The organism is Streptomyces sp. NPDC059866, assembly GCF_042731325.1.
GTDB classification, from domain to species: domain Bacteria; phylum Actinomycetota; class Actinomycetes; order Streptomycetales; family Streptomycetaceae; genus Streptomyces; species Streptomyces flavusporus.
In genome coordinates, this window is the sequence record NZ_JBHWJT010000005.1 from 339,978 (window position 1) to 352,380 (window position 12,403).

11 protein-coding genes are annotated in these 12,403 nt (G+C 60.9%); 7 read left to right on the forward strand and 4 right to left on the reverse strand.

The genetic code is table 11. From position 1 onward, the window contains the following. The first annotated feature begins 24 nt into the window (after positions 1-24). The 6 genes from ACFV7R_RS10135 to ACFV7R_RS10160 all read left to right on the forward strand — a co-directional run bounded on the left by ACFV7R_RS10135 (position 25) and on the right by ACFV7R_RS10160 (position 8,218). Positions 25-459 (forward strand): very short patch repair endonuclease, encoded by a 435-nt coding sequence (locus ACFV7R_RS10135; RefSeq protein ID WP_385262006.1) that lies wholly within the window; start codon positions 25-27, stop codon positions 457-459. A 55-nt stretch (positions 460-514) separates the two neighbouring features. Beyond that, entirely contained in the window at positions 515-1,705 is a 1,191-nt protein-coding gene (locus ACFV7R_RS10140; protein ID WP_385262009.1) for a DNA cytosine methyltransferase, read from the forward strand. Between the two features lie 345 nt (positions 1,706-2,050). Next, positions 2,051-3,613 (forward strand): ATP-binding protein, encoded by a 1,563-nt coding sequence (locus ACFV7R_RS10145; RefSeq protein WP_385262011.1) that lies wholly within the window; start codon positions 2,051-2,053, stop codon positions 3,611-3,613. After that, a complete protein-coding gene (locus ACFV7R_RS10150) occupies positions 3,606-4,589 on the forward strand; it encodes a PD-(D/E)XK motif protein (RefSeq protein WP_385262013.1) in 984 nt (327 codons plus the stop codon). The genes ACFV7R_RS10145 and ACFV7R_RS10150 overlap by 8 nt, the downstream gene beginning before the upstream one ends. Then, complete coding sequence (locus ACFV7R_RS10155; RefSeq protein ID WP_385262016.1) at positions 4,586-7,429, forward strand: Z1 domain-containing protein; 2,844 nt, start codon at positions 4,586-4,588, stop codon at positions 7,427-7,429. The genes ACFV7R_RS10150 and ACFV7R_RS10155 overlap by 4 nt, the downstream gene beginning before the upstream one ends. Before the next feature lie 366 nt (positions 7,430-7,795). Further along, positions 7,796-8,218 (forward strand): hypothetical protein, encoded by a 423-nt coding sequence (locus ACFV7R_RS10160; RefSeq protein WP_385262018.1) that lies wholly within the window; start codon positions 7,796-7,798, stop codon positions 8,216-8,218. 152 nt (positions 8,219-8,370) lie between these two features. Here ACFV7R_RS10160 and ACFV7R_RS10165 read toward each other — a convergent pair whose 3' ends face one another. From ACFV7R_RS10165 to ACFV7R_RS10180, 4 genes are all read right to left on the reverse strand, one after another. Further along, positions 8,371-8,823, reverse strand: coding sequence for a hypothetical protein (locus tag ACFV7R_RS10165; protein WP_385262021.1), 453 nt, complete (start codon positions 8,821-8,823; stop codon positions 8,371-8,373). Positions 8,824-8,851: 28 nt separating this feature from the next. Next, the gene (locus ACFV7R_RS10170; protein ID WP_385262024.1) at positions 8,852-9,139 is read right to left on the reverse strand and encodes a hypothetical protein; all 288 of its coding nucleotides are present in this window, start codon (positions 9,137-9,139) and stop codon (positions 8,852-8,854) included. 214 nt (positions 9,140-9,353) lie between these two features. After that, positions 9,354-9,824 carry a hypothetical protein gene (locus ACFV7R_RS10175; protein WP_385262027.1) on the reverse strand — a complete coding sequence of 157 codons (471 nt, stop codon included), beginning with the start codon at positions 9,822-9,824 and terminating at the stop codon, positions 9,354-9,356. A gap of 490 nt (positions 9,825-10,314) precedes the next feature. After that, positions 10,315-10,782, reverse strand: coding sequence for a hypothetical protein (locus ACFV7R_RS10180; protein WP_385262029.1), 468 nt, complete (start codon positions 10,780-10,782; stop codon positions 10,315-10,317). 254 nt (positions 10,783-11,036) lie between these two features. Here ACFV7R_RS10180 and ACFV7R_RS10185 point away from each other — a divergent pair, with 254 nt between their 5' ends. Then, positions 11,037-12,137, forward strand: coding sequence for an MrcB family domain-containing protein (locus ACFV7R_RS10185; RefSeq protein WP_385262031.1), 1,101 nt, complete (start codon positions 11,037-11,039; stop codon positions 12,135-12,137). The last annotated feature ends 266 nt before the right edge of the window (positions 12,138-12,403 follow it).

Below are 12,403 nucleotides of genomic sequence, written 5' to 3' on the forward strand. Positions count from 1 at the left end.
CTCACGATCCTTGGAGGTGCGGCCGTGCGTGATCCCGCGGTGACCAGTCGCATCATGGCTGCCGTGCCGAGTCGGAACACCAGGCCGGAGGTCGCGCTCAGGAGGGCACTGTGGCGTCGCGGCCTGCGCTATCGTGTCCGCACCACGCTCCCGGGCAAGCCTGACATCACGTTCCCCGGGGCGAGGCTGGCGGTGTTCGTGGACGGCGACTTCTGGCACGGCAACGCCTGGCGAATCAGAGGGCTGCCCAGCTTCGAAGCGCAGTTCGACCGCATGAACAATCCGGACTTCTGGCGCGCTAAACTACGCAGGAACATGACACGCGATGCCGAGGTGAATTCCGCGCTCGCTCAGGCTGGTTGGACGGTCTACCGAGTCTTCGAGTCGCGGCTGAAACGAGACCTCGACGAAGTCGTGGAGGAAATCTTCCAGCGAGTCCGCGCCGGGCCGCCGCGGTGACGAATCATCGGACAGTCATTATCCGGCCTCAATCAAGCCATGACAAGGAGTCTATATGCCACGGTCGGTAGAATTGTTCGCTGGCGGTGGCGGCATGGCCATAGGCATGTTCAACGCGGGTTTCGAGCACGAGCAATTGATTGAGAGAGACCCGCGGGCGTGCCACATTTTGCGAACGAATGCGGACCGTTCTCCGGATCTGTGGAAACGGGAAAACGTTCGGGAGGCAGACGTGCGTGCGTGGCTAAAGGAGGTTCCCAGTCTCGGGTTGGAAGGCATCGATCTAGTAGCCGGCGGCCCTCCCTGTCAACCTTTCTCGATCAGTGGAGCCCATGCGGGCGAGAACGATGAAAGGAATATGTTCCCGGCTTCTGTAGAAGCCGTGCGTATCCTCAGACCCAAATGCTTTGTTTTTGAGAATGTACCCGGACTGCTGCGCCCCTCTTTCAAACCCTACTACGACTACATAGCTGACTGGCTGACCAAGCCGTCCGTCAAGCCAAGGAATCAGGACGAGGATTGGACAGCCCACCACGATCGCATCCTCAAGACGAAACGACCTGGGCTTTCCTATAGAGTCCACCAGCAGGTGATCGACGCCGCCGATATCGGCGTGCCTCAGTCGCGTAAACGTGTCTTTCTGGTTGGCATTAGAGCGGATCTACCCGGTGTGGACCGTTGGTCTGCCGTGCAACCAACACACACTAAAGACCAGTTGCTTCGTGAGCAATGGATCACAGAAGCGTACTGGCAGCGACACGAGATCAAGAAGCCGGAGATTCCGGAACAGTATCGATCCCGCGTCGAGCTATTGCGTAGCACGGGCGATTGGGCAGACAAGGAAGTCGCCTGGCGTACAACTCGGGACGCAATTTCCGATCTGCCGTCGCCGAAAGATGATGTCGACATCCCCACCGTCCTAAACCATCGGGGTATCCCTGGAGCACGGGTCTACGCCCGCCATCGCGGCGGATGGATTGACTGGCCCGCCAAGACGCTCAAAGCCGGTGTCCACGGTGTCGCAGGTGGCGAAGCCATGATCCGCTTCCACGACGGCTCCGTCCGCTACCTCACAGTGCGGGAGTCCGCGCGAATCCAAACCTTCCCGGATGGCTACGAGATTCCCGGCACCAGGACAGCGGCCATGCGCGCCCTCGGAAACGCGGTAGCGGTTGAGGTCGCGGCAGAGATCGGCCGACGCCTCCGGGTGGTACTCGACGACGAAGCGCCAGAGCGGCAGCCGTGATTCAGCCCGCCGCCGTAGCCAGCATCGGCTAGCGGCTGACGGGAGAGGTCCACGGTTCCGAGGCTGGGCCGCAGCGAGGGCGCCGGTCACTCGCATCGTGTGTGCCCTATCTGTGCACATGTCTAAGACCAAGGGCCCTCCGGATCCGTGCCTGACTAGCCTCCCGACGCCTCAGGCCGCAACCGACACCCAGCCGAAGGAGCGCTTCACGACGGCCTATCGCGCCCAACTTGGCTGCCATGCACGCGGCCTGCGTGTACTCACGCCTGGACCGGCTGCTGACCACCACCTCTCGCCTGTTGAACTTCTTCACAAGACGTACACCTTTGGCGATACGGTGATGGCATGCCCTCGGTGACTCATCCCTTCAAGAACGGCGACCACATGACGCTGAGTCAAGGGTGGCAAGAAGATGTGCCAGTGGACGGCACTGTTGAGCTGCCTCCCGACCGGCGCGCTCTCGATGGCCTCGGACGGAACCACTCGTTGCGCACGGCCCTCGCAGACCTGGTGGACAACTCGATCGACGCCGAAGCGAGCCACGTCCTGATTCGGTTCGTCCGCAAGCACGGACGGCTACGCGGGCTGTACGTGGTGGACAACGGCAAGGGCATGACCGCCGAAGCCATCAACGTGGCCATGACCCTCGGTGGACGTCGAGAGTATGCCGAGAAGGACCTTGGAAGCTTTGGGATCGGGCTCAAGGCAGCGTCGTTCAGCAACGCGAAGCTCGTCACCGTCCTGTCATCCGCAGCGGGGCATGCTCCGGTGGGCCGGCGCATGGAGGCCGATCCCAATAAGCGTGGTTTCCACTGCGACGTCGTCGCCGAGGCGTTCGCCAAGTCGGAGCTGTCCCGCCGGTGGGGCATTCCCTGGTCCGGGACGGGAACAGTCGTACGTTGGGACGAAGTCTTCGGCTTCCCAGCCACGGACGACCCCACCCGTGTCGAGGAGTTCATCAGCCGGTCAATGACAGAGATCATCAACCATCTGGGGCTGATCCTCCATCGCATCATCAAGAAGGGTCTCATCGAGATCAATCTGGACGTTGAAGACGTCGACCAGGACCTGGTAGGTCCTCGCTCGCGCGTGGACGCAATCGATCCCTTCGGCTACGCCAGACCGGGCAAGGCGGGGTACCCGAAGGATCTAGTCGCCCGGCAGGGTGACCTGCAGGTAGTTTTCAAGTGTCATATCTGGCCGCCACGGTCGCGAATGCTGGAGTTCAACCTCGTGACGGGGGCAGAGAAGCACCAAGGACTGTTCTTCTACCGGCGCGGGAGACTCCTTCAGGCAGGTGGGAGCTGGGACGGGGTCAGTGTCTCGGCCCGAGAACGGCAGCTGGCCCGTGTCGAGGTGGACATCGATGGGCTGTCGCCCAGGCTGCTTGCTATGAATCCAGAGAAGTCGCGTGTCCAAGTTGGACCGGACTTCGCCTCGTTGGCGGCGTGCGCGATAGCTAAGGACGGAACAACGTTTGCCGACTATCTGGCGGACGCAGAAGAGCGGTTCAGGGAGTCACGCAAGCGACGGCGGGCACGCAAGTCAATGATCCCGCCAGGCAAAGGCTTCGCGCCACAGCTTAAGCGCGCGATCCGCGATGAGATACCGATGCAAGACCACCAGGTGCCCATCACGATGCGGTGGACACGGTTCGATCGTGCAAACAGGGATGACTTCTTTCGCGTCGACCGAGCCGACCGCGTGTTGTGGCTAAACGAGCGCTTCAGGCCGCTGGCAAAGAGTGGCCGCCGTGGTTCAAACGATGCTGCGCTGCTGAAGTCCCTGCTGTACCTCCTCCTGGAACAGGCCTTCACTGGCGAATATCTCGGGGTTCGCGACCGAGACAACATCGAGCTGTGGCAGGAGATCTTGAGTATGGCGGCGAAGGTGGACGTGGGTGAGTGACAACCGCCATCTAGATCCGGAGAACTTCGCGGAGGCCGTGTCCATCGGAGTTCCCTTCGAATACCCGATTGTGGGCAACCCGAGACTGAGCGTCTTCATCAACCCCAGTCGCCACGAGATCGGGCTGCGGGCGCCGCGGGCCTCGCAAGAGGGGAAGATCGAAACAGGCCTGCCACACATTCGGTGTCGGTCGGTCCTGCTCGCCGGCAGGCAGCACGTCGAGGTAGTCGTCGATCATCCAGACATGTTCGCCGAAGGCTACGCGATCCTTTGCCTCGTGGCCGATCGGATCCAGCTCGCAGGTCGCAGCGTCTCAGCAGCCGTCACAGAGACCATCCGCTCACTCGGGCAACTGCTTCGCGGTCATGGGGCACTCTCGCCCGAGCGCGAGGTCGGCTTGTTCGGCGAATTAGTGACACTCAGGTCCCTGATCGGCTGCCTCAGCCCCGAAGACGCTGTGGGCGGATGGCTCGGGCCCGTCGCCGAGGAGCACGATTTCAGCCTGCGAGAGATCGATCTTGAGGCAAAGTCCACTCTCTCGGAGAATCGCGAGCATTGGATCTCTAGCCTCACGCAGCTGATGCCGACGGTGGGCAAGCCCTTGTGGCTGGTCTCGCATCAATTCACCGCTGCCGGGCCCGGCCAAGGCAAAACGCTGGCCGAGCTCGTCGCAGAGGTGCGAGCGGCGCTGGGCAGCACCGTCTTGGCAGACTTCGATCACCGCCTGACAGCAGCTGGTTGGGGCGGAGCTCCGGTGAAGGACAGCGGACGACGCTTCCGCTCACGAACCTCACCGGTTCTCTATCTGGTCGACGAGACCTTTCCGCGCCTCACTCCGACGAGCTTGGCCGGTGCTGGCGTCCATATGTCCTCCATCACCGAGGTTCGCTACCGGCTCGACCTCTCAGCAGTGCCGCACAATCACCATGCACCTTCGTACCTACGATCGGCCCTGGCCTCCGGAGGAACCGTATGAATCTTGTCGATGCCTATCTCGGGGCCTTGAAAATGATGGAAAGCACTGGGCCCCGTCCGCTACGTCAGGCGGCCGTCTTCATTGCCGCAAATCCCGCTCTGGTGGGAGAGGCCGAGCTGCGCAGCCACTTGACGGCGGCCGATCCGAACGACGAGTTGCGTCGCGCGCTGAGTCTGCGGCTGGCCACATTTGACCACCAGGCCGAGGACGCTGCCTGGACGGAGGACACCGCCCCCAACACGCGCGAGCGCCGCGAAGTGGTGCTACGCATGCTCGAAGTCGAGGAGGCGACCGCAGCGCTGCTGGGTGAACTCATCCCCATTGCCAACCTCGACGAGCCCATCGTCATCGCCGACGAGTGGACGCCCTGGTACACGGAGAGCATCAAACGTAGCCGCGACTTCTACTGGCAGCACTACTCCGAGTCCCTTCAGGCCGCCCCGCATTTGGACCCGAGGGCAATCACGGCACTGGACAAGGCCACGGATCGGGTTGTGGAAAGGCTGGCGGATCCGACCGCAGCCGAGGCCTATCAGGCCAAGGGCCTCGTGGTGGGCTACGTTCAAAGCGGCAAGACCGCCAACTTCACCGGCGTCATCGCCAAGGCCATCGATGCCGGCTACCGACTGATCATCGTCCTCAGCGGAACCACAGACCTGCTTCGGACGCAGACACAGCGCCGCCTGGACATGGAACTCGTCGGTCAGGAGAACCTCCTTCGAGGCGTCAAACCGGACGACGACGCGGCCCTGGACGCCACGGACTACGTCAGGGACGATCCGGACTGGGACCGCTTCGTCCGACACGGCCTGCAACCATCAGACGGGGGTGGTTCGGACCTCTATCGGCTGACGAAGAAGTCCTTCGACTACAAGAGCTTGGAACTCGGCATCTCCGCGCTGGACTTCATTAAGCGGGAGCGACACCTGCCCTTCTTCCATCGGGCAAATCTCTTCGCCGGAGATACACGCCTGTTGGTGGTGAAGAAGAACAGTACAGTCCTCAAGAAACTCGTAGCGGATCTTAACAAGATCACGACGCGCCTCGAAGAGGTACCCACCTTGATCATTGATGATGAGTCTGATCAGGCTTCCGTCAACACCAGTAGGCCTAAGCCGCTCTCCGCCGAGGCAAAGAAGAGGCGCTCCGCGATCAACCGTCACATAGCGGACCTACTGAGGATGCTACCTAGGGCGCAGTACGTCGGATACACGGCGACTCCTTTCGCCAACGTATTCATCGACCCGAACGACGCCGAGGACATCTTCCCCAAGAACTTCCTAATCGCCTTGCCTCCAGGCCCGGGCTACATGGGTGCGCGTGACTTCCACGATCTGAACCTCGGCATCCCTCTCGACGAGCGCACCAAGGAGAACTCGGCCGAGAAGGCACATGTACACATCGTCAACGAAGACGAGAACAAGCAGGATTCGGATCTCCAACGTGCGCTTGACACTTTCGTCCTCACCGGTGCGGTGAAGCTCTATCGTGAGAGTCTCGGTTGCGGCACTTTCCGCCATCACACCATGCTCTATCACGTAGCGATGCAGAAGGATGCCCACCGCGAACAGCGTGCAAAAGTCAAGGAGATGTGGGACCGTTCCGGATATCGGTCTGCCTCGTGCTTCGAACGGCTGCGTAACCTTTACGAAGAGGACATCCTGCCGGTTACGAGACGTCCGGACGGTGGTGCAGCGCCGTCGACATTCGACGAGCTCGTCCCATTCATCGGCGACACGGTTAACCGTATCGGGCAAACCGGCCATCCAGTCCTTGTAGTCAACAGCGACAAGATCGAGGGAGAGGAGCTCGACTTCGCGACAACTCCGCACGTCTGGAGGGTCCTCGTGGGAGGCAACAAGCTGGCTCGCGGTTTCACAGTCGAGGGTCTGACTGTCTCCTTCTATCTGCGGCGATCCCGGCAGGCCGACACCATGATGCAAATGGGTCGTTGGTTCGGGTATCGCGCCGGCTACCGCGACCTGGTGCGCTTGTGTACCACGCAAGCGCTGTACGACGAATTTGAGGACATCTGCCAGGACGAGGAGTTCTTCCGCGACGAACTACGCCAATATGCTCCGTTCGGAGCTGACGGCAGACCGCAGATTACGCCGAGCCAGATTCCACCGCTCGTCGCCCAGCACCACCCGAAGATCAAGCCGACGGCCGCGAACAAGATGTACAACGCACGGGTGGAGCAACGGCGAACGCCGATGAAGGAACCGAGCAGTGGCTACCCCCTCATCTCCGACGGCACGTCGCTCGAGCGGAACACCAAGGCTTTCTCGCCGCTTCTCTCGTCCGCAGTTGCCCACCCGGAGGTGTGCGACCTGGACGGTCGCCCCGTCAACGTCCTCAGCACTCAGATATCCAACGAGGACTTGGTCTCGATCCTCGGCCAACTTCACTGGGCGAAGGAGGACTCGTTCCGCCCCGACCTCAACTACCTTCGCCAGGCAACACCCGACATGATCACGGACTGGCATGTCGTTCTGCCCCAACTCAAGGGGCAGGACGCCCAGGTGAGCATCGATGGCGTCGGACCGCTTAGCGTCCACCGTCGCCGAGTCATCAATGGAAAGCTCCAAGCGAAGTCACAGCCAGCCGACCGATCCCTCGTCCAGCCAATCGCGAACCTCCCAGGGTCCAGCCGAGGCGGCATGCTGCTCTACCCCATGGTGCCCAAGGACGCGGCCGTGCAGGGCGAGCTGTCTGCGGGCGACGTGGTCATGGCCTTTACGCTCTTCCTCCCTCAGGCCTCGGGAGCAACGGACGGGAAGCTCATCACCTGGAGCACCAAGGATTCCTCGCTTCCTGGCTACGCTCTCGTCTCCGTGTGAGGCAACAGTCCTGGACAAGACGTCATGAAGAGTCTGTAGGCCTCGGCGAGACCACAAGCACCGCTTGCCTAGGCCTACAGAGGCGCATGCTCGGCACCCCACCTAGGTGTATCCCTGCCAGCGATACGGGTTGCCTAGTGGCGATCTGTGCGGTCATGCACAGCCGTGGACCATCCGTGGACTGGGAATCACCCGGCGGTGCTGCGGAGACCCCTGACCTACGGGAATCCTGAACAACGCAGGGCCCTCCGGAGCCGTGCATCTTGCGACATGTCCCCATGGACCGTCGGCTTCGGTGGTTCGGTAGGCGGCGCCATTCAAGGGCCGCAAGACTGTCCCGGTTGCGACAGACGACAGGACGGGCCGATGACCAGCTACCAGATCAAGGGCATCAAGCAAGGCGAAGGCACATGTGGCAAGTGTGGATCCCCATTGAAGCAGGCCATCATCTTGGCACCGTTGGACCTGGGCGGAACCCCTGAGAGGCATCCCTTCTACGTCGGGGCGGACTGTGCCGCGAAGCTGACCAGGTTGAGTCAGGCCACTGTGCGTTTGAAGGCTGTAAGGGCCGAGGAGGTGCGGCAAGCGGAGTTGCAGGTCCTGCGACGGCGAGAGGCGTACCGAAGGCGCTGGGAACAACGGGAACGCGAGTGGCTGCAGGACACGTACGGCGTGGAAGACATGCGTGCCGCCTCCGAAAAGAGTGGCAAGGACTGGCTGACGGTGTTCAACGAGTTTCGTGCCTGGCTCGACCAAGTCGATGGCATGAAGGAGGACCCAGCACGGTGAGCTTGCGCTGTACAGCAGTGAAGTACAGCAACCGCCGCGACCGCAGCCGGCCAACGCCGCCCGCCAGCGGACGTCTGACCAGCCGGGCAGACCTCAGCAACCGCCCCGCCCGTAGTTCGCATCGAGGGGTGACAAACGCTTCGGTCACCCAGTTACGCTCCCAAAAACGCAACCAGCGCTATGCAAATGGCGTTCAAGCCAATGCCAGCAATAGCTGTGAAAGTGTAACCTCGCACCCTCTTCCCGTCGTACACATGTGGATCAAGACTCAACACGTAAGCATCAACCGCCAACACAAGGAGGCAAATTCCGAGAACTAGGACCGCGGCAAGGGCAGGCGACCAATCACTAGGGATGGCAAGGATTACACCCACGGCCGTTAATATAACTGCAGGAACTATTTGGGCCGCATCAATCACAAACGACAAATAACTCTTGATGGAGGGGTCGGAGCGGTGAGCAGGGATCACGACGCTGGCCGCATCGGGCATGCGTTGATCACTCTCGCTGATGGATTTGAAAACAGCCGCTTGCGCTTTCTTTTCGATGAGGGGATTGAAAAGGTACATTATTATGGCCGCACCGAAAGGGATGTAGTCATCCATGGGGGATTCCTCGTCACATCCACGCCGATCAGGGTATCCGGCAATCAATGCGTATCACAGTCTCCTTGTCGGATTCATAGCGCGGCAAATATCTAGCGTATCCATTGCGGGGAGTGATGGTGATCTTTTCAAGAAACAACTCCTCGTCTGCTCCAGCACCCACTGCGACAACGGGGGCTATCACTTTAAACCCCGACCCCCTCTCTGGAATTTTAACCGTACCTTCAAACTTGACCCCACGCCTCGAACCCTTAAGGTAGCGGGCGTTTCCTTGCCGGCAACGGAACACTACCTTCACCTCGTATGCATGATCCATGTGGTTATGAAATACCACATAGTGATAGCACACGGTAGCTCCGATGCTGCACTCAGGGCTTGCGGCAACATAAGTTTCACCGGAAAACCAACCCGGGAGACCTCTAATCGACCTCAAGCATTTGCATCCCTTTCGAGGCTTTTGCAGGGCTGCTGGTTGTTGCCCCGATCCAGTCATGAGCTAGACCTCCCAGACTAGTCGGCGACCGGCACTCTCAGGACATCTCACCCAATACTGCGTTCACTTCTTCGACCACGCGCGGTGTGGCTGTCTTTTGAATCCATGAGTTAATGTGGCGCAGATACATCTGACGCCCGCTAATTGCAACCAGCGTTACGCGACCGAAAGATTCTATTGGAGGAAAAACCTGAAACGCCACAGAGGAGCCATCCCTTTGAAAGCGAATGAAATCACAATACTCATCCAAGTAGTCTGCTGGAAATTTCTTGGCCCATCTGATCGTGTCTTCGGTAGGTCCCTCATGCCTATCGTCTCCTACGGCAACCATGGCGACCCCTGGCATTCTTTTTCCCAGGTCTAGGAATTCATCAGCTGAGCATCTCGCGGTCCAGCTGAAGACATCGATATCCCCTCTTGGGTCCACACTCAGAAAATCACGGGCCGACATTTCCAAGTGAAATATCGATCCATCTGCCGTCTTGGTTTCATGAGTGTCGTAAGCCATGGGCGCTCTCTCGAAAGTGGAGACCTTTCCAGCCTAGCGGCGTGCTGCGCTGTTCGCCTCCTGACCGCGGACCCTAGCCTTTGGATACGCGCCCACACACTCAAGACAGGGCAAAGCCCTTGTGCCAGGCTATGCAGTCGGCACCTGGGGTTCTTCAGGCGTTCCCAGCTGGCGTCACCCAGCCGACGCCAGAGAACGTGCCCATCACCAGCCAGCAGCCCTCTTGCTCGAGTGAGCGCCGAGTCCGTGGGCGCTTCCGCGGACCATCTGTGAACGAACATCTGTGCACCAGCAAGTCACGGCCCTGTGAACTGCGGATACCTCAGAGACAGAAGGGCCCTCCGGCTGTGTGCGCAAGTTTGTATCCGACCCGGGGCGCCGGTGCCCAGAACGAGCGGAAGCGCCTCGGACCTTGACCGATGTCCAGATGAAGGCCCCACGCACAACCTCGCATGCGTGTGGGGAGTTCGATCCGATGCCTGGGACGAGTTCACCCTCCAAGCTCGGGGAGGTTCTGCCAGACCCTCTTGAAGAGTATCCGCGCTTTCAGAGATGACTCGGGGATCCGCAGCAATTCCTGCGTCATGAGGTTTTTAACCCATCGAGTCCCATCTGCATCCTCAAAGAGCACGGCAAGCCCCACGCGATTCGCCTTGGGCCAGCTCAGCGTGTCTGACTCCTTCGGCAGTAGGAACGCTGTCGGGAAATGGTAGTTCCTAGATCGCCCTAAACTCTGGGTCAGCATCCGGATATCCGTAAACGGCCTGTCGGACGCGTTGTGCGCAGTAAGCGTCCATTGATCACCGTTGCCTCGTAGGTTGAAGACTAGTTTGCGTGCTTCGGCTTTCTCCTCTTTGCGTCGATCGCGCAGAAGGATGTAGAAGCCCAGCATCAGCGATCCGCTGGTGAGGATGGCGCTGCACCAGGCCGGGACGTTCCCCCAGTCGACTCCGCTCATGTGGAGACTTTGCCAGAAGGGGAGGACTGGCGACGGTTGTACGGGCAGAACTGGTTCAGCGTCAGGTATCTTCGTTGACCGTCATCAGCTTGGGGTAGCTGCGTAACCAGCTGAGCAGAGTGGCCGGTCTGGCTCCCTGCGACCGATCCACATAGAGCTACGGACCAGCAGCCACCACCTAAAGTCCCAGCTGCGGGGCCTCTATTGAGGAGCTCGCAGCTGGGATGTCAGACCCCCCGGTTACGCTCCAAAGCGTGGATGAACTCTTGAGCGAGGTCCTTGACCTACAGCAGGTGTGGCAGGCTCAGAACACCGACCCGATGAAGCGCCGCGGCGTTGTCATCCGTACCGAGATGCCCAACTGGCTGCGAGAGCACCGCGAGGCCCTCTCCGTCGCCATGAATGTGCCTATCGACGACGTGGGCATCGAGGGCCGTGATGGCACAGGCCTGAAGACCGAGGTCGCGTGGACCCGCCTGTACTCCCAAAGCCGTTCGGCCAGCGCCACTACCGGGTGGTACATCGTCTATCTGTTCAGCGCATCCGGTGAGCGGGTCTACCTGTCGCTCAACCAAGGAACCACACAGTGGACTGGTGGGGACTTCAAGCCCCGGAAGCCAGCCGACCTGCAGAGCCGTGTCGACTGGGCCCGTCCCATCATCAGCCAACAGGACAGCAAGCGTCCGGACTTGCTGACGGACATCCACTTGGACGGTCGTACCCCGCTGGGCAAGGGCTACGAACTAGGCAACGTCATAGCAATCGAGTACCAGCGACACGCACTGCCCGGCCCAGATGTTCTCCGCGAAGACCTGCTGTTCATGGCGACCCTCCTAGGGCAGCTGTATAAGGCCGCGGACGCAACCCCGTACATCCCCGGCGACGTGCCCATCGAGGTCCGAGAGGCTACGCAGAGCGCCGCGACGACGGCCAACCGAAGGAGTGCACGCCGGGCCGGCCAAGGGTTTCTCCTCACAGCCGCAGAGCGAAGCGCCATCGAGAAGCGCAGCGTCTTGCTCGCGACGGAGCACTTCGAGGCCCAAGGGTGGTCGGTCAAGGACGTCGGGGCCACCAAGTCGTACGACTTGCTTCTCTCCCGCGGCGACGAACGTCTCCATGCTGAGGTCAAGGGGACAACGTCCGAAGGAACCCAAGTCATTCTGACGCGGGCCGAGGTCGAGCGACAACGCGAGCTCGCACCACACAACGCCCTCGTTGTAGTCCACTCGATCCAGTTGGATCGAACCATGCAACCTCCGGCGGCGACCGGCGGCACCCTCCACTGCATCTCACCGTGGACCATCGAGGAGGACAGCTTGACCGTGATCTCCTACATCCACCAGACCGGCCTGTAGATCGCGGCGTTGTCGTGAGCGCAACCTCCCGCCAGCCGTGTCGAATGTGTGTCGAAGCGGGCACGGCTGGCGATCTGGCCTCCGGAAAGGCCCAGTTCACGCGACAGGAGCGGTCGGAGAAGCCACACGCCTTCTAAGCACTCGGCCGTTGATGCGGCAGCCCAGGCGGCGGAGGAAGTTTTCCCCCACATGGCTGCTTGCTCCCCTCTGCCGGCGTCGACGGGAGCCATTCCGGGAGCCAACCAAGGCGTCTCACCGCGGACGAA

What these genes read in the sequence shown, in the direction of transcription:
- ACFV7R_RS10145 (WP_385262011.1), top strand. Translation starts at nt 2,051, where the DNA reads ATGCCCTCGGTGACTCATCCCTTCAAGAACGGCGACCACATGACGCTG.
- ACFV7R_RS10160 (WP_385262018.1), top strand. Translation starts at nt 7,796, where the DNA reads ATGACCAGCTACCAGATCAAGGGCATCAAGCAAGGCGAAGGCACATGT.
- ACFV7R_RS10170 (WP_385262024.1), bottom strand. Translation starts at nt 9,139, where the DNA reads ATGGATCATGCATACGAGGTGAAGGTAGTGTTCCGTTGCCGGCAAGGA.
- ACFV7R_RS10140 (WP_385262009.1), top strand. Translation starts at nt 515, where the DNA reads ATGCCACGGTCGGTAGAATTGTTCGCTGGCGGTGGCGGCATGGCCATA.
- ACFV7R_RS10175 (WP_385262027.1), bottom strand. Translation starts at nt 9,824, where the DNA reads ATGGCTTACGACACTCATGAAACCAAGACGGCAGATGGATCGATATTT.
- ACFV7R_RS10180 (WP_385262029.1), bottom strand. Translation starts at nt 10,782, where the DNA reads ATGAGCGGAGTCGACTGGGGGAACGTCCCGGCCTGGTGCAGCGCCATC.
- ACFV7R_RS10155 (WP_385262016.1), top strand. Translation starts at nt 4,586, where the DNA reads ATGAATCTTGTCGATGCCTATCTCGGGGCCTTGAAAATGATGGAAAGC.
- ACFV7R_RS10165 (WP_385262021.1), bottom strand. Translation starts at nt 8,823, where the DNA reads ATGGATGACTACATCCCTTTCGGTGCGGCCATAATAATGTACCTTTTC.